The organism is Geothrix oryzisoli (assembly GCF_022808865.1).
GTDB classification, from domain to species: Bacteria; Acidobacteriota; Holophagae; order Holophagales; family Holophagaceae; genus Geothrix; species Geothrix oryzisoli.
Genome location: NZ_JAKZLB010000005.1, coordinates 1 through 19,999 on the forward strand (window position 1 = coordinate 1; position 19,999 = coordinate 19,999).

17 protein-coding genes are annotated in these 19,999 nt (G+C 69.2%); 1 reads left to right on the top strand and 16 read right to left on the bottom strand.

Annotated elements, in window-relative coordinates:
- Positions 1–189: 189 nt before the first annotated feature.
- The 3 genes from MLE43_RS13545 to MLE43_RS13555 form a co-directional block, all read right to left on the bottom strand.
- The gene (locus MLE43_RS13545) at positions 190–645 is read right to left on the bottom strand and encodes a DinB family protein (protein WP_243304926.1); all 456 of its coding nucleotides are present in this window, start codon (positions 643–645) and stop codon (positions 190–192) included.
- Positions 646–768: 123 nt separating this feature from the next.
- Positions 769–1,113 carry an ArsR/SmtB family transcription factor gene (locus tag MLE43_RS13550; protein ID WP_243304928.1) on the bottom strand — a complete coding sequence of 115 codons (345 nt, stop codon included), beginning with the start codon at positions 1,111–1,113 and terminating at the stop codon, positions 769–771.
- Positions 1,100–1,558: an SRPBCC family protein gene (locus MLE43_RS13555; RefSeq protein WP_243304930.1), complete on the bottom strand. Its 459-nt coding sequence runs from the start codon at positions 1,556–1,558 to the stop codon at positions 1,100–1,102. Before MLE43_RS13555 ends, MLE43_RS13550 begins: the two co-directional genes overlap by 14 nt.
- A gap of 153 nt (positions 1,559–1,711) precedes the next feature.
- Between MLE43_RS13555 and MLE43_RS13560 the strand changes: the two genes are divergently transcribed.
- Complete coding sequence (locus MLE43_RS13560; RefSeq protein WP_243304932.1) at positions 1,712–2,245, top strand: flavin reductase family protein; 534 nt, start codon at positions 1,712–1,714, stop codon at positions 2,243–2,245.
- 11 nt (positions 2,246–2,256) lie between these two features.
- On the opposite strand, the gene MLE43_RS13565 is transcribed toward MLE43_RS13560, so the two are convergent.
- From MLE43_RS13565 to MLE43_RS13625, 13 genes are all read right to left on the bottom strand, one after another.
- Positions 2,257–2,712, bottom strand: coding sequence for a YbhB/YbcL family Raf kinase inhibitor-like protein (locus MLE43_RS13565; RefSeq protein ID WP_243304935.1), 456 nt, complete (start codon positions 2,710–2,712; stop codon positions 2,257–2,259).
- A gap of 108 nt (positions 2,713–2,820) precedes the next feature.
- Positions 2,821–3,903, bottom strand: a complete 1,083-nt coding sequence (gene amrS, locus MLE43_RS13570; protein ID WP_243304937.1) for an AmmeMemoRadiSam system radical SAM enzyme — start codon at positions 3,901–3,903, stop codon at positions 2,821–2,823.
- Positions 3,904–3,907: 4 nt separating this feature from the next.
- Positions 3,908–4,489 (bottom strand): AmmeMemoRadiSam system protein A, encoded by a 582-nt coding sequence (gene amrA, locus MLE43_RS13575; protein ID WP_243304939.1) that lies wholly within the window; start codon positions 4,487–4,489, stop codon positions 3,908–3,910.
- Positions 4,464–5,300, bottom strand: a complete 837-nt coding sequence (gene amrB / locus MLE43_RS13580; protein ID WP_243304941.1) for an AmmeMemoRadiSam system protein B — start codon at positions 5,298–5,300, stop codon at positions 4,464–4,466. Before amrB ends, amrA begins: the two co-directional genes overlap by 26 nt.
- Positions 5,301–5,421: 121 nt before the next feature.
- The gene (locus MLE43_RS13585) at positions 5,422–6,771 is read right to left on the bottom strand and encodes an immunoglobulin domain-containing protein (protein WP_243304943.1); all 1,350 of its coding nucleotides are present in this window, start codon (positions 6,769–6,771) and stop codon (positions 5,422–5,424) included.
- Positions 6,772–6,936: 165 nt separating this feature from the next.
- Positions 6,937–8,919, bottom strand: coding sequence for an aspartate--tRNA ligase (aspS, locus tag MLE43_RS13590; RefSeq protein WP_243304944.1), 1,983 nt, complete (start codon positions 8,917–8,919; stop codon positions 6,937–6,939).
- A 33-nt stretch (positions 8,920–8,952) separates the two neighbouring features.
- Positions 8,953–9,534, bottom strand: a complete 582-nt coding sequence (locus MLE43_RS13595) for a hypothetical protein (protein ID WP_243304945.1) — start codon at positions 9,532–9,534, stop codon at positions 8,953–8,955.
- Positions 9,535–9,541: 7 nt separating this feature from the next.
- Positions 9,542–12,634, bottom strand: coding sequence for a multidrug efflux RND transporter permease subunit (locus MLE43_RS13600; protein ID WP_243304947.1), 3,093 nt, complete (start codon positions 12,632–12,634; stop codon positions 9,542–9,544).
- A complete protein-coding gene (locus tag MLE43_RS13605; protein WP_243304949.1) occupies positions 12,631–15,720 on the bottom strand; it encodes an MdtB/MuxB family multidrug efflux RND transporter permease subunit in 3,090 nt (1,029 codons plus the stop codon). Before MLE43_RS13605 ends, MLE43_RS13600 begins: the two co-directional genes overlap by 4 nt.
- A gap of 4 nt (positions 15,721–15,724) precedes the next feature.
- Positions 15,725–16,915: an MdtA/MuxA family multidrug efflux RND transporter periplasmic adaptor subunit gene (locus MLE43_RS13610; protein ID WP_243304951.1), complete on the bottom strand. Its 1,191-nt coding sequence runs from the start codon at positions 16,913–16,915 to the stop codon at positions 15,725–15,727.
- 83 nt (positions 16,916–16,998) lie between these two features.
- Positions 16,999–17,496 (bottom strand): MarR family winged helix-turn-helix transcriptional regulator, encoded by a 498-nt coding sequence (locus MLE43_RS13615; protein ID WP_243305371.1) that lies wholly within the window; start codon positions 17,494–17,496, stop codon positions 16,999–17,001.
- A 96-nt stretch (positions 17,497–17,592) separates the two neighbouring features.
- Positions 17,593–18,891: a DEAD/DEAH box helicase gene (locus MLE43_RS13620; RefSeq protein WP_243304953.1), complete on the bottom strand. Its 1,299-nt coding sequence runs from the start codon at positions 18,889–18,891 to the stop codon at positions 17,593–17,595.
- 200 nt (positions 18,892–19,091) lie between these two features.
- Positions 19,092–19,985, bottom strand: coding sequence for a hypothetical protein (locus tag MLE43_RS13625; protein ID WP_243304955.1), 894 nt, complete (start codon positions 19,983–19,985; stop codon positions 19,092–19,094).
- Positions 19,986–19,999 lie beyond the last annotated feature (14 nt).

Here is a 19,999-nt window from a genome sequence, read left to right on the forward strand (position 1 = left end):
TTCTCGATCACGAAGAGACCCGCGCACCGCGCCATGCGGGGCGACCAGATCACCGGAGGCGGCGCGAGCTCCCACCCCGCCTCGCGGAGGATGGCCTGGGCCCTGTGGCGGAGCGTGAGGTTCATGCCTCCATTCTGGGACAGATCCGGCGGTGGGTCGCCTCGGGGCGCGGGGCGTTGACGGGTCGATCTAGACCTTTGCGACCTCCGGCGCCTTCATCGCGCCGGGCAGCCCCATAAGCTTCCGGGCCGTGCCGATCTGGCCCAGGTGATAGGCCTCCTCCATGAGGAAGGTGCCCACGATCTGGTCCAGGGGGGCCGGGGTCTGCAGGGCGGGATGGATCCGCAGCTCACTCCAGTCGGCGACGGCACCGAAGGCCTCCGCCAGGGCCGCCTGCGTCTCGTCCATGGCCGCCTCAAGCTGTGCCAGGGACTGCGGCCCGGCTGCCGCCGGGCGCTCGCCCGACCGGCTCAGGGTCCCGAGGAGCCAGCGGCGGTTCTCCACGAGGTGGGTGAGGATCCAGGTGATGCTGTTCACGCGGGGCGCGGGCGGCTGGTCGGCCTGGTCCTGGGTGACGTCGGCCAGGTTCCGGGCCATCAGGACCTGACGGTTGAGGGAGAAGAGCGTGGTCCAGGGCTGGGACATGGGTCCTCCTTGTAAGGGCGCGTGGGCGCGGGTTGTCCGCTGAGGGCAGACGGGGATCTGCCTGCCTGGTGCAGGCGGTGGGGGATCGGGGCGGGGATCCCGCCCGGGATGGCTGGTCGGGGGTCAGTCTTCGACGAAGGCCTTGAGGCTCGCCAGGGCGACGTCCCACTCCCTGGAGAGGCGCGCCAGGTACTGGTGGGCGTCCTCGAGGCGCTTGGGCTCGAAGGTCCAGATGCGTTCCCGCCCATGGCGGGTGCTCTTGACGAGCCCCGCCTCGGACAGCACTTCGAGATGCTTGGTGATGGCCTGCCGGGAGACTGCCGACTGGCCGCTCAGGCGGGTGACGGTGAGGGGCCCGCCGGCGCAGAGGCTGACGAGCAGGCTCAGGCGCGTGGCATCCCCCAGCGCAGCGAAGAGCGGCGCCGCGTCCTTCAGGCGCGCGGGGGAGAGGGCCTCAGGCCGTGACATGGCGCTCGATCCGGGGCAGCTGGCCCGCCCACCCGGCATCGTTCATGCGGAAGGCCTCGTCGCGCCGATCGGGCGGCAGCTGGTCGAAGCCGGACTCCATCACCTTGAGCAGGGTGCCGCCCTCGGCCGCTTCGAGGTGGAACTCCACGAGGGTCATGGGTTCGACCGAGTAGTCCCGTTTCACGTCCATGGGGTAGGGGTGCCAGCGGTAGGAGAAGAGGCGCTCGGCTTCCATGCGCTCGATCCTCATCTCCAGGAGGATGTGCGAGTAGTCGGAATGGGTGATCCGCCCGAAGACCGGCTGGCCGGGCACGAAGCGCCCCTCCAGCTTCATCCCGAACCAGGTGCCGAATTCCTCGGCGTCCGACAGCGCCTTCCAGACCCGTGCTTGGGGCGCGCGGAGATGGATCTCCTTCCTGATGCAGTCGGTGTTGGACGTCGTCATGTGTAACCTCCAGGTTGCATGTTAGGCGGGTCGGGAGTGAGTGCAACCCATCGGTTGCATTTTTTCTGGTTGGGGCCGGCCTGGGCCTTCCCTCCCGGCGTAGGCTTGGATCGGGCCACCCCCGGAAAGGGGGCGGAGGGAAGGAGGCGCGCCATGAGGAGGGCCCTTCCACTGTCGGAGGTGTACACCCTGCTGGAGCCTGGCCCCGTGGTGCTGCTCACCACGGCCCACCGGGGGCGGGCCAACCTCATGGCCATGTCGTGGCACATGATGATGGAGTTCAATCCGCCCCTGGTGGGCTGCTTGGTGAGCGGGGCCAACCACAGCTTCGAGGCGCTGCGGAAGACGCGGGAATGCGTGATCGCGATTCCCGCGGCCGGGCTCGCGAAGCAGGTGGTGAAGGTGGGCAACGCCTCGGGCCGGGACCTCGACAAGTTCGCGGCCTTCGGCCTCACGCCCCTGCCGGCGAAGAAGGTGGCCGCGCCGCTGGTGGCCGAGTGCTTCGCCAACCTGGAGTGCCGAGTCGCGGACACGCGCTTCGTGAACCGCTACAACCTCTTCGTGCTGGAGGTGGTCCAGGCCTGGATCGATTCCACGCAGAAGAAGCCGAAGACCCTCCACCACCACGGGTATGGGGTCTTCGTGGTGGATGGCGAGACGATCCGGTTGAAGTCCGGCAAGCCCTGAGGCTCGGCCGCTCAGCACCCGTAGGTGCCCATCCAGGTGCCCTCGGCGAGGACCTTGCCCTTCATCGCCGCGTCCACCTGGGCCCGGCTGGCGCCGGCGGGGAGGCCCAGCGGGGCCGAGAGGGCTGTGAGCCGGAAGAGGTAGCGGTGGGGCCTGCCTGGCGGGGGCGAGGGGCCGTTCCAGCCCAGGCGGCCCCAGCTGTTCTTGCCCTGGTGGGCGCCCCCCGGAAGATCGGCCGTGCGGGGCTGGTCCTCTGCCAGGGACCTCGCGGTTCCCGGCAGGTCGTAGAGGACCCAGTGGACCCAGGTGCCGGCGGGGGCGTCGGGATCCTCCACGACCAGGGCGAAGGCGGCGGTGCCTGCGGGCGGCTCGCCCCACTGGAGGGCCGGGGAGCGGTCGGCCCCATCGGCGGTGTGGGCGCGGGGAATGGTGCCGCCATTGGGAAAGGCCGGGATCCGAAGCTCCATGCGGGCCTCCTTTCGAGGTGCCGGGCCGCCCGACGAGGGGGCGAGCAGGATGGGAAGCAGCAGCACCGGGAGCATGGCTTCAAGGTACGCCCGCCGGGGAGAGGCGCCTCAATCGTCCTGGGGGATCGTGACCGGGATGCGGCGGTTGCCGAAGGGCAGGGCCGCCTTCTCGAAATGCCCGGGGATCTTGGCCCCGCAGTCCGGACAGCGGCCGGCCGCGGCCAGGCGATTCCGCTCGATCCGGTACCAGTCCCGGACGATGAGGGGCGCCTGGCACGAGGGGCAGCGGGTCGTGCCTCCGTCGAGGTCCTGCACATTGCCGGTGTAGACGTAGTGGAGGCCTGCGGCCAGGGCGATCTCCCGCGCCCGGGTGAGGGTGGCGGCGGGCGTCCGGGGCAGGTCCGTCATCTTGTAGTCCGGGTGGAAGGCGCTGAAGTGCAGGGGCACGTCAACGCCCAGCTCCCGGGCGATCCAGTCGGACAGGGCCGCGAGCTCGTCGCTGGAATCATTCTGGCCGGGGATCAGGAGGGTGGTGATCTCCAGCCAGGTGTCCGTCTCGTGCCGGAGGTACCGGAGCGTGTCCAGAACCGGCTGGAGGTGGGCCGCGGAGAGCCGCGCATAGAACCCCTCCGTGAAGGCCTTGAGGTCCACGTTGGCGGCATCCATCTTGGCGTAGAAGGCCTGCCGGGGCTCCGCGTGCATGTACCCGGCCGTGACGGCGACGGTCCGGATTCCCCGCTCGTGGCAGGCGTCGGCCACGTCCATGGCGTATTCCGCGAAGATCACCGGGTCGTTGTAGGTGAAGGCGACGCTCTGGCATCCGGAGGCGGCCGCGGCCCCCGCGATGCCCTCCGGCGAGGCCCGGTCCGTGAGGCGGTCCATGTCCCTCGCCTTGCTGATGTCCCAGTTCTGGCAGAACTTGCACATGAGGTTGCAGCCCGCGGTGCCGAAGGACAGAACTCGCGAGCCCGGGAGGAAATGATTCAGCGGCTTCTTCTCGATGGGGTCGATGCAGAAGCCCGAGGACCGGCCGTAGGTGGTGAGGACCATGCCGCCCGCCGTGTGCTGGCGGACGAAGCAGGCGCCCCGCTGGCCTTCGCCCAGCTTGCAGTCGCGGGGGCAGAGGTCGCACTGGAGGCGGCCGTCCTCGAGCCGATGCCACCAGCGGGCCGGATGGGGAACCTCGCCCATGGCCTCACCTGCGGTGTCCCACGCCTGCCGGTTCCTGGAACTGCATGACGCTGAACCGGGCGAACCGGAATCCGTCGTCCCAGAATTCCCCGGGCAGGCCCGCCTTCTGCTTCAGGTGGGCGAGGAAGTCCCCGGGATCGCCCAGTTGATCCCAGACCTGGGGCAGGAAGGCGGCCCTCTGCCCGCCCCACTCCAGCACCAGGCCATCCTCGTGAGGCCGGAGCTGGGCCATCAGGTGGGCCTGGCTGTCGAATGAAAGGGCTTCCAGGGGCCCGAGGAGCGAGACTTCGACCTCCGTGTCGGGGAATTCGCTCCGCGACAGGGGGGGGAAGCGGGAATCGTGGAAGGCGGCCTCCCTCGCGTTGGCGGCCACATCCTCTCCCAGGGGCCGCCTTGGGGAAAGGGTGCCGATGCAGCCCCGGAGCAGGCCGTGACGCTTGAGGGTGACGAAGGTCGCGCCGGGCTCCTGAAGCCAGGGTTCCACCTCGAACGGCGGCGCGCCCATGCCCAGCTGGCTCGCGATGGCGCCATGGGCGATCGCCAGGAGGATGGGGCCGCGGTCAGGGGGCGGGTGCGGATGGAACATGGGGGGCCTCCGGGGTGAAGGCGAAGGCGGCATAGCCCACCACGTGGTCGCGGTCCCCGGCGGTGTCGCCGGAGTTGCGCAGGTCCACCAGATGGGGCTTCAGCCGGTGCCGGCGGGCGGCCAGCAGCAGTCCGTTCACGGCCGTGGCGCCGCAGGCCTGCTCGTGGCTGGCCAGCGGATCCAGGTCCGAGATGCTGCCGCAGGTGCGTCGATCCAGGGCCAGGGCCTGGTCGTAGGGGAGGTAATGGGACAGGTCGGAGCTGATGACGATCAGGGTCTCCAGGCCGCCCCAGAGGACCTCGAGGACCTCGGCCACCGCGGCTGCGGAGGCCTGCCCCACGGCCAGCGGCACCAGGTGGAAGGCGCCGAGGGTCTGCTGAAGGAAGGGCAGCTGCACTTCGATCGAGTGCTCCCGCGCATGGGCCGCAGGGTTGGTGGTCACCCGGGCCAGGGGACGCAGGAGGTCGGCGGCCTCGCCATCCACCGGGATCCGGCCCAGGGGCGTATCGAAGGCCGAGGTGCCGGGGAGGGCCAGGCCCGGGAAGGCCACATGGTGGGCGGGACCGAGCACCACCACCCGCTGGATGATGTCCCGCAGCCGGCCCAGGGGCCCGTACGCGCTGGCGGCGATGGGGCCGGAGTAGATATAGCCCGCATGCGGCACGATCAAGGCCTTGGGCGGGCCGAGCCACGGGCTTGCTCCGGCCGCGTCGGCGAACAGGGCCTGGATGGTACGACTCAGTTCCCCGCTTTCGCGCGGGTAGAACGTTCCGGCCACCGCGGCCGCCCGGACATCCAGCGTGGTGCCCATGCCGCAAAAATAACCCCCTGGCCCGGTGGGGCCAGGGGGCGAGGGCAGATCGTGCGTGCGGGAGGCCGGTTGGCCCGGTGGGGATCAGGCGACCGGCAGGGGCGCCATCCTGGGGCCGGGATCAGGGCGTGGTGAAGGTCGTGACGGCCCCGGCGGAAGTCACGGTCCTCAGCTGGTGATTGTTCACGTCGGTCACCACCAGGCTGCCCGAAGGGGCGGTGGCGATGCCGCAGGGGAGGTTGAAGAGCGCTGCGCTGCCGCTGCCATCGGCGTTGCCGAAGACGCCCCCCGAGCCCGCCGGGGTGCTGACGGTGCCATCCGCGGCCAGACGCCGGATGGCGTGGTTGTGGGTGTCGGCGACCCACAGGATGCCGGCGGCATCCAGGGCGATTCCCACGGGCGTGCGGAACTGGGCCGAGAGGCCGCTGCCATCGGCGAAGCCGGCATTGTTGATCTGCCCCGCCAGCCGGGTCACGATCCCGCCCGGGGCGACCTTCCGGACACAGGAATTGCCATAGTCCGCGACATACAGCGTTCCATTCGGCGCGAGGGCGATCCCGTTCGGCTGGTCGAACAGGGCGCTGGAGCCGGTTCCGTCCGCCAGCCCGGCCGTGCCGGGGGTGCCAGCGTAGGTCGAGACGGTCCCGTTCGTGGCCATCATCCGGATGGTGTGGTTCTGGGAGTCGGCGATGTAGAGGACTCCGGTCGCGTCCACCGCCAGGCCGAAGGGCGCATTGAAGCGGGCCTGGGAGGCTCCACCATCGGTGGACCCGGGGATCCCCGCGGCGCCGGCGAGGGTCGTGACGGTGCCATCCGCGGCGATGCGCCGGATGGTGTGGTTGCCCGTATCGGCCACCAGCAGGTTTCCGGCCGGGTCGAAGGCCAGGCCACCCGGGTGGTTGAACCGCGCGCTGCCGCCCTGGCCATCCAGGGTGCCGGGCAGGCCGGAGCTCCCGGCCACCAGCGCCTTGTGGTTCGTGGCATCCACCTTCCAGATGGTGTGGTCGTCCATGTCGGACACGAACAGGTTCCCCGACCCGTCATAGGCCAGGCCCATGGGGGAGGTGAAGGTCAGGGCCGCCGCCACGGTGAGCGTGGCCGCCCCGCTGGTGGCGGTGCCGATGGAGTTGGTCACGGTCACGGTGTAGCTCCCCGCGTCCTCGACCTTGGCCTGATAGAGGGTGAAGGTGGACCCGATGGCGCCCAGGATGTCGTGGCCGTCCTTCGCCCACTGGTAGGACAGGGTGGCCGCCCCGGTGGCCGTGATCGCGAAGCTGACGGATCGGCCGGAAACGGTGCTGACACTCGTTGGATTCGAGGTGATGGCCGGCGGGGTTCCGGGGGCGGAGGCATCGGTATGGTGGGACGAGCAGCCGAAGCCGAGGGCCAAGAGCAGCATGGGGAGGATGAGGAGCCGGGTGCGGCGCAGCCCGCGGACGGAGCGTCCGGCAGCTACGAGCCACGCGCGCATGGAATGAAATCCCGCACTCGGGCTAGGGAATCCCTGGATCATCGAACCTCCCAGAAAACAAGACCGCGAAGGCCAAGGCGTGGTTGAAGGGTAGACCTGGTCTCTCGTCGAACGGGAGGATCCCCTGAATGGTGGGCTCTCGTCCAGGAAGGTTCCGGGAAGGGGTCAGAACTCGAAGGTCGGGCCACTGAGGGTCTGCGCATCAAGGATCTGACCCTGGGCGTCGAGGGTGACGAGGCCCTGGGCCTGCCGGGGGGTCATCTGGCCGATCTGCTGGAGCGCCTGGCCACGCAGCTCGGGGCTGCCGCCTTCGGCGGATTCGAAGAACACGGCACCCACGCGGTAGGTCTGCCGGGCGTCCTGCAGGAGGTGCAGCTCGCGGAGCTGGCGTTCGTCCACGGGGCTGGGGGCGTCCGTCATGAGGCAGCGGGCCTGGGCGGTCTTGGGGAAGGCGATGACCTCGCGGATGTTGTCCACCCCCGCCAGCAGCATGACGAGCCGGTCCAGGCCCAGGGCCAGGCCGCCGTGGGGCGGGGCGCCGTAGCTGAGGGCGTCCAGCAGGAACCCGAACTTGGCGCGGGCCTCCGCTTCGCCGATGCCGATGGCCCGGAACATGCGGCTCTGGGTCTCGGCGTCGTGGATGCGGATGCTGCCGCCGCCGACCTCGAAGCCGTTGAGCACCAGGTCGTAGGCCACGGCGCGGCACCGGCCCGGATCGGTCTCCAGCAGGTCCAGGTCGTCGGGATGGGGGCTGGTGAAGGGGTGGTGGCAGGCCACATACCGGCCGCCCTCCCCGTCGTCCTCGCCGCTCCATTCCAGCAGGGGGAAGTCCACGACCCACAGAAACGCGAACTGGGATTCGTCCAGCATCCCGAACTGGCGGGCGAGGCGCAGCCGCAGCTCACCCAGCACGCGGCTGGTCTGCGCGTCCGTGCCCACGGCGAAGATGGCCAGTCCTTCCCCCTTGGCGCCGAAGTGGTCCTTCAGGGCCGCTTCGGCCCCCTCGTCGAGGAACTTCTTGAAGCTGCTGGAAAGCCCGTCCTTGCCCCACTTGGCGTAGGGCAGGCCGCCGGCGCCCAGCTGCCTGGCGGCTTCGCCCAGCTCGTCGAGCTGCTTGCGGCTCAGCGACCCCGCGGCCTCGCCGGGGAAGAACAGGGCCCGGACGCGGCGCTGGCCCTGGCTCTCGGCGGCGGCGCGGAAGAGGTTGAAGCCGCTGGTGGCGAAGAGGCGGGTGGCATCCTGGATCTTGATGGCGCAGCGGAGGTCGGGCTTGTCGGAGCCGTACCACTCCATGGCGTCCCGGTAGGGCAGGCGGGGGAAGGGCGCGGTCACATCCCTGCCGATCATCTTGGCCAGCTTCACCATCAGCGGCTCGATGACGCCCTGGACGTCCTCCTGGCGCACGAAGCTCATCTCGATGTCGATCTGGGTGAACTCGGGCTGGCGGTCGGCCCGCAGGTCCTCGTCCCGGAAGCAGCGGCAGATCTGCACGTAGCGCTCGAAGCCGCTCACCTGGAGCAGCTGCTTGAAGAGCTGGGGGCTCTGGGGCAGCGCGAAGAACTCGCCGGTGTGGACGCGGCTGGGCACCAGGTAGTCGCGGGCGCCTTCCGGCGTGGACTTGGTGAGGATGGGCGTCTCCACCTCGATGAAGTCCAGCTCCCGGAAGTGGTTCCGGGTGAGGTTCGCCACCTCGCTGCGGAGCACCAGGTTCCGCTGGAGCTGCTCGCGGCGCAGGTCCAGGAAGCGGTAGGTGAGGCGCAGGTCCTCGCCCACGCCCTCATCCTCCAGGGGGAAGGGCAGGGGGGCAGCGGTGTTGAGGATCTTCAGGCCCGTCAGGCGGATCTCGATGTCGCCCGTGGCCATGTTCGGGTTCTTGCTCTCCCGCTCGGCCACCACGCCTTCCACGGCCAGCACGAACTCGCTGCGCACGGCCTTGAGTCGGGCCAGCAGGTCGGGATCGGCGGTCTCCTCGTTGGCCACCAGCTGCACCAGGCCCCAGCGGTCGCGCAGGTCCAGGAACACCAGGGAGCCCAGGTTGCGCACGCGGCGGCACCAGCCGAGCAGGCGGACCGCCTGGCCGGCGTGGTCGAGGCGCAGGTCGCCGTTGCGGTGGGTGCGTTGGAAGTCGCCGAGCCGATCGAGTTTCATAGCCTTACAGGATCGCACCCCGAGGGGGCCGGCTCAAGCGGGGAGGCCGCCGGCCGGGCCCCGGGAAGGCCCACGGAAGGCGGTGCGGGCTCCGGCCCTGGCTTTCCGGAGGGCCCTTCGCGCTGCGTCACTGGGTCCCCGGGTCGGGGAGAACTCCAGGCGGAGGATCCCCTCCCCCGGCACTTTCTCGAGGAGGATGTCCTGCCTCACCTCGAGGGTGGCCCAGGACCCGTCCGAGCCCTGCACGGAGGCTCGGAACCCGTTGGGCCCCGCGTGGCACTCGTAGCGGTCGGCCTTGGGCGGCAGGCCCGGCAGGCTGGCGAACTGGGTCCGGTAGGCCCGCACCCGCTCGAGGAAGGCCTCCTCGCTGGGATAGCTCCTCAGCAGCGCCGGGTTGGCCCGGTAGAGCCGCCTCGCTTCGGCGTCGGTCTGCAGCCGCAGGGCGACCCGGCGGACCACGGGCCAGGCCTGGGCTTCGACCGTTTTCGACTGGCCGAGGAGGAACAGCACCAGGGCGATGGGGATGGCCAGGATCCCCAGTGCCACCTTCAGGCCCAGGGAGGCACCCTGCCGGGACGGCTGGGGAACTTCCCGGGACCAGTCGCCCGAGGCCATGGCGCCCTCAGCTTTCGCTGGCCGGGGCAAGGGCGCGCCGGGCGGCCCGGAACCGCTCCCAGCGCAGCCGCACCCGGTCCATGTAGAGGTAGATGACCGGGGTGGTGTAGAGGGTCAGGAGCTGGCTGAAGAGGAGCCCACCCACGATGGCGATGCCGAGGGGGCGGCGCAGCTCGGAGCCGGTGCCCATGCCGATGGCCAGGGGCAGGCCGCCGAGCAGGGCCGCCATGGTGGTCATGGTGATGGGGCGGAATCGCAGCAGGCAGGCCTGGAAGATGGATTCCTCTGGGGTCTTGCCCTCCCGGCGCTCCACCTCGATGGCGAAGTCGATCATGAGGATGGCGTTTTTCTTCACGATGCCGATGAGCAGGATGATGCCGATGAAGGCGATGACGCTCAGCTCCGTACGGAAGGCCAGCAGGGCCAGCAGAGCGCCCACCCCTGCGGAGGGCAGGGTGGACAGGATCGTGAGCGGATGGATGAGGCTTTCGTACAGCACGCCCAGCACGATGTAGACCACCAGCAGGGCGGCGACCAGGAGGAGGGGCTGGTTCGACAGCGAGGCCTTGAAGGCCTGGGCCGTGCCCATGAAGCTGCCGCGGATCGTGCCGGGCAGGCGGATCTCCTCCTGGGCCTTGTCGATGGCGGCCACCGCATCGCCCAGGGCCACGCCCGGGGGCAGGTTGAAGGAGAGGGTCACGGAGGGCTGCTGGCCCTGGTGGTTCACGGAGAGGGCCGTGTTCCGCCGCTCCAGCCGGGTGAAGGCGCTGAGGGGCACCAGGTCCCCGGAGGTGGAGCGCACGTAGGTGTGGCGCAGGCCGTCGGGGGTCTGCATGAAGGGGGTGTCCACCTCCATCACCACATGGTACTGGTTCAGAGTCGTGTAGATGGTGGACACGAAGCGCTGGCCGAAGGCGTCGTAGAGGGTGCTGTCGATGGCCTGGGGCGTGATGCCCAGCCTCGAGGCGGTGGCGCGGTCGATGACCAGCGAGGCTTCGAGGCCCTTGTTCTGGAGGTCCGTGTTGGCATCGGCCAGCTGGGGCACCGTACGGAGCTTCTGGAGCACCTTCGGCGCCCATTCGAACAGCTCGCGGGCATCGTCGCCCTGGAGGGTGTACTGGTACTGGGAGCTGGAGGGCCGCCCGCCGATGCGGATGTCCTGGACGGGCTGCATGTAGAGGGTGCCGCCCGGAAGGTGCGCGGTCTTGCCGCGGAGGCGGGCGATGACCTGGTCGGCGGTCTCCTTCCGCTGGTCGTTGGGTTTCAGGGAGGCGAACATGCGGCCCGTGTTGCCCCCGCCGATGAAGGCCGTGACGTTCTCCACGGCGGGATCGGCCTGCACGATGGCCACATACCCTGTCATCAGCTTCTCCATGCCGGCGAAGGAGATGTCCTGGGCGGCCTGGATGGAGCCGGTCAGACGCCCCGTGTCCTGCTGGGGGAAGAAGCCCTTGGGGATGACCACGTAGAGCCCCACCGTGGCGAGCATGGTTCCCAGGGCCACGGTCAGGGTGAACCGCTGGTGCCGCAGCACCCAGGCCAGCGAGGTCTCGTAGTGCCGCATGATCCACTGGAAGGCGCGCTCCGTGGCCATGAAGACCCGGCCGTGGCGCTCCTCGCCGTGGGGCCGGAGCAGGCGGGAGCACATCATGGGCGTGGTGGTGAGGGACACCACCATGGAGACCACGATGGCCACGGACAGCGTCACCGCGAACTCGCGGAACAGCCGGCCCACGATGCCGCCCATGAGCAGGATGGGGATGAACACGGCGATCAGGGAGATGCTGATGGAGACCACCGTGAAGCCGATCTCCTTGGCGCCATGCAGGGCCGCTTCCATGGGCTGCATGCCGCCTTCGAGGTGGCGCGTGATGTTCTCCACCACCACGATGGCGTCATCCACCACGAAGCCCGTGGCCACCGTGAGGGCCATCAGCGACAGGTTGTCGATGGTGTAGCCCAGCATGTACATGGCGCCGAAGGTGCCGATGAGGGAGATGGGCACCGCCACGCTGGGGATGAGCGTGGAGCGCACGCTGCGCAGGAACACGAACACCACCAGGATCACCAGCGCGATGGAGATGCTCATGGCCAGCTGCACATCCTTCACCGAGGCGCGGATGGTGCGGGTGGCGTCGATGAGCACCTTCAGCTCGATGGTGGGGGGCAGCGAAGCCTGGAGCTGGGGGAGGATGGCCCGGACCCGGTCCACGGTCTCGATGATGTTGGCATCCGGCTGGCGGAAGATCGGGACGATGATGGCGGGGACGCCGTTCGACAGGCCCCGGTTGCGGACGTTCTCCACGGAATCCGTGACCGTGGCCACGTCGGACAGGCGCACAGCGTTGCCGTTCCGGTATCTCACGATCAGCGGCTGATAGTCGGCGGCCTTCATCAGCTGGTCCGTCGTGGACAGGGACCACGCGGTGCTGCCGTTGGCGATGTCCCCCTTCGGCCGGTTGATGTTGGCCCCGGCGATGGCGAGGCGGACATCCTCCAGGGCCATGCCCTGGGCATTGAGGACGGCCGGATTCACGTCCACGCGTACGGCGGGCAGCGCGCCGCCCCACACGAAGACCTGGCCCACGCCCTGGATCTGGGAGAGCTTCTGCTGGAGCACCGAGGAGGCCACGTCATACATGCGCTCCCGGGGGATCAGGTTCGAGGTCAGCGCCAGCATGAGGATGGGCGAATCCGCGGGATTCACCTTCCGGTACGAGGGGTTGTTCGGCAGGTTGGAGGGCAGGTCGCCCCGGGCTGCGTTGATGGCTGCCTGCACGTCGCGGCCTGCGGCGTCGATGTTCCGGCTGAGGTCGAACTGGAGGGTGATGTTCGTTCCGCCCAGGGAACTGGCGGAGGTCATCTCGGTGATCCCCGCGATGCGCCCGAACTGGCGTTCCAGGGGCGTGGCCACGGACGAGGCCATGGTCTCCGGACTGGCGCCGGGCAGCCCGGCGGAGACCTGGATGGTGGGGAACTCCACCTGGGGCAAGGGCGAGACCGGCAGGAACGTGTAGGCGATGGCACCCAGCAGGGCCAGGGCCACCGTCAACAGCGTGGTGGCCACGGGCCTGTGGATGAAGGGGGTGGAGATGCTCATTCCGCGGGAACCTTGCGCAGGCCGCGGACGCGGCGTGCGAGCCGGTCGAACGCCAGGTAGATGACGGGGGTCGTGTAGAGCGTCAGCACCTGGCTGAAGATGAGACCACCCACGATGGCGATGCCCAGGGGACGGCGCAGCTCGGCGCCGACGCCGGTGCCCAGCGCCAGGGGAACGCCCCCCAGCAGGGCCGCCATGGTGGTCATGATGATGGGGCGGAACCGCAGCAGCGAAGCCTGGTAGATGGCCTCCTCCGGCGGCAGGCCGTCCTTGCGTTCGGCCTCCAGCGCGAAGTCGATCATCATGATGGCGTTCTTCTCCACGATGCCGATAAGCAGGATGATGCCGATGAGCGCGATGACGCTGAAGTCCGTCCGGCAGAGCATGAGCGAGAGCAGGGCGCCCACGCCGGCCGAAGGCAGGGTGGAGAGGATCGTGATGGGGTGGATGTAGCTCTCGTACAGCACGCCCAGCAGGATGTAGACCGTCAGCACCGCCGCGAGGATGAGGAAGGGCGTGTTCGAGAGCGAGGCCCCGAAGGCTTGGGCCGTGCCCTGAAAGCCCGCCTTGATGCTGGGGGGCAGGTCGAGCTCGTTCCGGGTCCGCTGGATGGCCTTCACGGCATCGCCCAGGGAGGCGCCGGGGGCCAGGTTGAAGGACACGGTGGCCGTGGGGAACTGGCCCTGGTGGTTCACCGCCAGGGGGGCTGAAACGGTCTCGATGCGCGTGAAGGCGCTGAGGGGTACGGACCCGCCGGAGGCGGAGCGCACGTAGATGGCCTGGAGGTCCTCGGGCCGCTGATACTGGCCGGGGCGGGCCTCGAGCACCACGCGATACTGGTTCAGCTGCGTGAACATGGTGGAGACCTGCCGCTGGCCGAAGGCATCGTACAGTGCGTCATCCAGCATTTGGGGCGTGATGCCCAGGCGCGAGGCCGTGGCGCGATCGAGGATGATGCGGATCTGGAGGCCGGCGTTCTGCTGGTCGCTGGCCACGTCTCGCAGCTCGGGCAACGCGGAGAGCCGCTCTACGAACCGGGGTACCCACACGCCGAGTTCCTTGGGGTCCGCATCCTCCAGCGTGTACTGGTACTGGGTGCGGCTGACCCGGTCCTCCACGGTGAGGTCCTGTACGGGCTGGAGGTAGAGGCGGATGCCCTCGACCTTCGTCAGCGCCGGCTGGAGGCGGTGGATGACCTCGATGGCGCTGAGGCCCCGCTCCTCCAGAGGCTTGAGGTTGATCTGGATGCGGCCGCTGTTGAGGGTGGTGTTGGTGCCGTCGATGCCGATGAAGGAGGACAGGCTTTCCACGGCCGGATCCTTGAGGATCTCGGCGGCGAGGGCCTGCTGCCGCTCCGCCATGGCGGGGAAGGAGACGGTCTGGGGGGCCTCGGAGATGCCCAGGAGCACGCCGGTGTCCTGCACGGGAAAGAAGCCCTTGGGGATGGCGATGTAGAGCAGCACCGTGGAGGCCAGGGTGGCCACGGCGACCACCAGGGTGCCGGTCTGGTGCTTGAGCACCCAGGTGAGGGTGCGGCCGTAGAAGGCGATGATCCGCTGGAAGACGCGCTCCGAGGACTGGTAGAAGCGGCCCTGCTCGGATTCCGGCGTGTGCTTCAGGAGCTTGGCGCACATCATCGGCGTGAGCGTGAGCGACACCACGGCAGACACCAGGATGGTGACGCTCAGCGTGACGGCGAACTCCCGGAAGAGGCGCCCGACGATGTCGCCCATGAAGAGCAGCGGAATGAGCACGGCGATGAGCGAGACGGTCAGGGACAGGATGGTGAAGCCGATCTGGCCCGAGCCCTTCAGCGCCGCCTGGAGAGGCGGCTCGCCCTCCTCGATGTAGCGCATGATGTTCTCGATCATCACGATGGCGTCGTCCACCACGAAGCCCGTGGAGATGGTGAGGGCCATGAGCGTGAGGTTGTTCAGGCTGTAGCCCAGCAGGTACATCACCCCGAACGTGCCCACCAGCGAGAGGGGCACGGCCACGCTGGGGATGATGGTGGCCGCCAGGGTGCGGAGGAACAGGAAGATCACCATGACCACCAGGGCGATGGTGAGCATCAGCTCGAATTCGACATCCGCGACCGAGGCCCGGATGGTGACCGTGCGGTCCGTGAGGATGTTGAGCTCCACGGCGGCGGGCAGGGAGGCCCGGAGCTGGGGCATCAGGTCCTTCACCCGGTCCACCACGGCGATGATGTTGGCGCCGGGCTGCCGCTGGATGTTGAGGATGACGGCAGGGGTGGCGTTCTTCCAGGCGGCCAGGCGCGCGTTCTCCACGTCGTCCTGCACGAGGGCGACATCGGACAAGGTCACGGGGGCGCCGTTCCGGTAGGCGATGATGAGGGGCCGGTAATCCTCGCTGGACAGCAGCTGGTCATTGGCGCCGATGGCGTAGGCCTGGCGCAGGCCGTCGAAGCTGCCCTTGGCCTGGTTGACGTTGCTCGCGGCCACGGCGGTGCGCACATCGCCCAGGGTGAGGCCCTTGGCGGCGAGACTCGTGGGGTTGGCCTGGATGCGGACCGCGGGCTTCTGGCCGCCGCTGATGCTGACGAGGCCCACGCCCGGCAGCTGGGAGATCTTCTGGGCGAGGCGGGTGTCCGCGAAGTCCTCCACCTTGGAGAGTGGCAGGGTCTTCGAGGTGAGCGCCAGGGTGAGGATGGGCGCGTCGGCCGGATTGATCTTGCTGTAGATGGGTGGGTTGGGGAGGTCACGGGGGAGGTAGGTCCCCGCGGCGTTCACGGCCGCCTGCACCTGCTGCTCCGCCACGTCGATGTTCAGGTCCAGCACGAACTGCAGGGTGATGATGGAGCTGCCGCCGGAGCTGGAGGACGACATGCGGTTCAGCCCCGGGAGCTGGCCGAACTGGCGCTCCAGGGGGGCGGTGATGGCCGAGGCCATCACGTCCGGGCTGGCGCCGGGATAGAAGGTGACGACCTGGATGGTGGGGTAGTCCACCTGGGGCAGGGCGGAGACGGGCAGCTGGCGGAAGGCCAGCAGGCCCACCAGGAGCAGCCCGGCCATCAGCAGCGAGGTGGCGATCGGCCGGAGGATGAAGGGCCGGGATGGATTCATCGGGTCAGCCCTTCGCGGCCGGGGGCTTCGGCAGGGCGATCTTGCTGCCGGGGCGGAGCTTGTCGAGGCCATCGGTGATGACGGTCTCGCCGCCGGCCAGGCCCTGCTTGAGGGCGGTCTCGTCGCCGTCGGTGGCGAGCACTTCGACGGCGCGCATGTCCGCGGTGCCGTCCGCCTTCACCACATACACGAACGCGCCCTGGGGGCTGCTCTGCACCGCGGCCGTGGGCACGATCACCACGCGGCGCAGGGTGTCGACGAGCAGGCGGGCATTCACGAACTGGTTGGGGAAGAGGCTCCGGTCGTCGTTGGTGAACAGGGCCTTGAGCCGCACGGTGCCGGTGGTGGGGTCCACCTGGTTGTCGATGGCCGCCAGGGAGCCCGTCGCGAGGCGGGTCTTGAGGTCGCGATCCCAGGCCTCGACGGGCAGCTTCCCGCCCTTCGCGGTCTGCCCCAGCACCTTCTGGATGCTGTCCGCGGGCACCGAGAACACCACGTTGATCGGCTGGATCGGGGCGATGACGGCGAGGCCGTTGGCATCGCTGGCGCGCACCATGTTGCCGGCATCCACTTGGCGGAGGCCCACCCGACCCGAGATGGGGGCGGTGATGCGGCTGTAGGTGAGGTTCAGCCGGGCGCTTTCCACCTGGGCCTGGTCGGCCTTGAGCGTGGCCTCGTACTGGGCCACGGAGGAATTCTGGGTGTCCAGCTGCTGCCGGGAGACGATGCCCTGCTCCACCAGGCCCTGGAGGCGCTTCAGGTCCGCCAGCGTGTTCTGGTAGGCGGCCCGGTCCTTGGCCAGCTGGCCTTCGGCCTGCATGAGCTGCACCTGGAAGGGGCGTGGATCGATCTCCGCCAACAGCTGGCCCTGGCCCACCATCTGGCCTTCGGTGAAGGCCACGCGTACCAGCTGGCCATCCACGCGGCTCTTCACGGTCACGGTGTTCAGGGCGGTGACGGTGCCGAGGCCCGTGAGGCTCACCGGCATGTCGCCGAGGCGGGCCTGAGCCGCCACGACGGGTACGGGGCGTCCACCGGCCGGGTTCTTGTCAGCACCCTTTTTGCCACTGCGGCCGAAGAGGGCCAGGGCGAGAATCGCCGCGGCCGCCAGGATGGCCACGAGGCGCCAGCCGCGGAGCAGGGCGGGGCGCCCGGCGCCAGATTCAGGGGACTGGATGGGATCGTTGGCGTCCATGGGGGATCGAGGCCTTTTCGAGCGAGTGGAGCGGATGGACTTTGGTGCTTGGCGCCGGGCGGAGAACCAGCCCTCAGGTCGGATCAGGACTGCAGAGCCAGGGGCTTGCCGGCGTCTTCGGCGAGGGCGGCCGAGTACATGGCCTCCAGGTTACCGATCATGGTCCGGAGTCCGCTCTGCAGAACGCCCTGCTGCACCGGGGTCAGGCCGGCGGCCATGGACTCATCGAGCTCCTTGGCCAGATTCTGGAGCTCGCGGGCCGCGGCCACGGATCCCGGTGCCAGGTCGATGAGGATACGGCGGCCATGCCGGGGGTCGGGCTTGGCCGTCAGCCAGCCGCTCTTCACCATCGCCTTCACCACCCGACTGGCGGTGGGGTCGTCCATCCACACCTGCTGGGCCAGCGGGTGGAGCGACGAGGGCCCCTTCCGGATGAGCACCAGGATCACCCAGAACTGCTGGGGACTGAGCCCATAGGGGGCGAGGCGGGCCCAGACGACCTGCTTGAGCGTTCGGCGGACGGCGGCGGCCAGGATTCCGATGCCGGCGTCAGAAAGGGGGTCGGGGGCCAGTTCTTGCATAAGCAACAAGGCTGCGCCTGGTTTACCCTCGTGTCAAGGGGTATAACCCGACTTAATCTCCCTGAACGTCCGGAGATGGCCGGGCCCCGCCCGCCTTCACTTTCCGCGCGAACTGGGCCGGGCGGGGTGGCGCCCCCGCTCGCCCCGGGGGGGCTGGCCCGAGGAGGGGCGGGCGCTGCGGGCGGGACCGCGGCCACGGCCGCCACCACCCCCCTGCCGGCCGGTCTGGATGGGCTCGGCGGGGATGCTGGGATCCGGGGCGTAGCCCTGGATCACGTCCTTGGGCAGCTCCTTGCGCAGCAGCTTCTCGATGTCCTTGAGCAGCTTGTGTTCGTCCACGCAGACCAGCGACAGGGCTTCGCCCTCGCTGCCGGCCCGGCCCGTGCGGCCGATGCGGTGGATGTAGTCCTCGGGCACCTGGGGCAGCTCGTAGTTCACCACGTGGGGCAGCATGTCGATGTCCAGGCCGCGCGCGGCGATGTCCGTGGCCACCAGGACGCGGACTGCGCCCTTCTTGAAGTCCTCCAGCGCCTTGATGCGCTGGGGCTGGCTCTTGTTGCCGTGGATGGCCATGGAGCTGATGCCATCCTTGTCCAGCTGCTCGGACAGCCGGTTGGCGCCGTGCTTGGTGCGGGTGAAGACCAGCACCTGCTCGAGCTTGCGGCTGGTGATCAGGTGGGCCAGCAGGGCGCGCTTGCGCTCGCGGTCCACGGGATGGACGACCTGGCGGACCAGCTCGGCGGCCGTGTTCTGGGGCGTGATCTGCACGGAGGCGGGGGCCTTCAGGAACTTGGAGGCCAGCTGCTTGATCTCGTCCGTGAAGGTGGCCGAGAAGAGCAGGGTCTGCCGCTTGGCGGGCAGCAGGGCGAGGATCTTCTGGATGTCGCGGATGAAGCCCATGTCGAGCATGCGGTCGGCTTCGTCCAGCACCAGGATCTCCAGCTGGCTGAAGTTCAGGTTGCCCTGTCCCTGGTGGTCCAGCAGGCGGCCCGGGGTGGCGACGAGGATCTCGACGCCGGCGCGGAGGGCCTTGGTCTGGGGGTTGATGTTCACACCGCCGAAGATGGTGGTGGACCGCAGCGGGAGGTATTTGCCGTAGGTGCGGACGCTCTCCTCCACCTGCATGGCCAGCTCGCGGGTGGGCGTGAGGATGAGGGCGCGGATGGGGTGGCGCGCGGGAGAGGCCGAGGTGTTGGCCTGGGGGGCCAGGATCTGCAGCATGGGCAGGGTGAAGCCGGCGGTCTTGCCGGTGCCGGTCTGGGCCCGCGCCATGAGATCGCGGCCCTCCAGCACCAGCGGGATCGCCTGGGTCTGGATGGGGGTGGGGTGTTCATAGCCCTGCTCGCGTACGGCGCGCAGCAGCTCGGGCAGCAGCCCGAGGGTATCGAAGGACATGGTCGCTCCTGAAAGGGCCCGCCCGCGGATGGTTCCGGGGGCCCGGTCAGGGCGAAAAGGGGGGTTCGGACTGAGAAGAGGCGGAGACCGGGGGTCGCCTGCGATCACGAAGGAGATAGTCTACCGCCCTGGTCAGGATTTGGCGAGCCATCTCCGTCAGGCGAGCCCCCGGCGGTCCACCACAAGGTAAAAGGCGTGAATCAGAGCTCCATCCCACTGAGGGGGCTGGTCCGCAGGGACTGGATGGTGGCGTCGATCTCCCCCGGGTAGTCGGGGGTGCAGATGGTGATGGCATCCGCCAGGGCCAGCCCGATGAGCTGCACCAGGGCGGGGCGCTGGTCCGGCGGGACGGGGGGCAGGACCTGGAGCTGGATGCCCAGGTCCACCAGGAAGTCCGCCATCATCGGCAGGGCCTTGGCCTCGGGTTCCTTGAGGATGTGGCCGTAGCGGACCATGAAGGTGCGCCAGACGCCTTCCATGTACGCCAGGGTAGCGCCGCCTTCCGTGTCTCCCGGGGCATAGGCGCGGGCCATGAGCGAGCCCATGGCGGGGCTGCGGTGGGAGGCCGCCTCCACGAGCTTGGCGCCGAGGTAGGGATCCAGCCGCCGGGCCAGCAGGTCGATGCCGTATTCCAGGATGAAGTGGCAGTTGTCCGGGGTGATCAGTCCGAGGTAGCTGTCCATGCCGGCAGCGGTGAGCTGGGCGTCCAGCGTGGCCTTGAGGACCGCGGCCTTCTGGATGACATAGCCCTGGGAGGTGTCCGTCAGGGTGAGGCTGGCGATGTGGGCGGTATGGTCCGCGCCCCAGGCCTCGTTGTGGCTGGCGAAGCCCCAGGCCAGGGCGCGCTCCTCGGGCGTGCCGGCCACTTCCCAGGGGGCCAGGGCCAGGTAGTGGGTGGCGAGGAACAGCGGATCCGTGGCCGACATGGACTTGAGCAGGTTGAAGTCCGGGGCGATGGCGCCGTAGAGCAGTTCGGCCTTGTTCGTACCCACCTCCTTGAGCTGGTAGGCGACATAGGTATGGGTGCCGGGACCCCAGGCCTGGAGGGCGGTGGCGGAGGCCACCAGGGCGAGGATGCGAAGGGACAGGTGCATGGCGACTCCAGTGC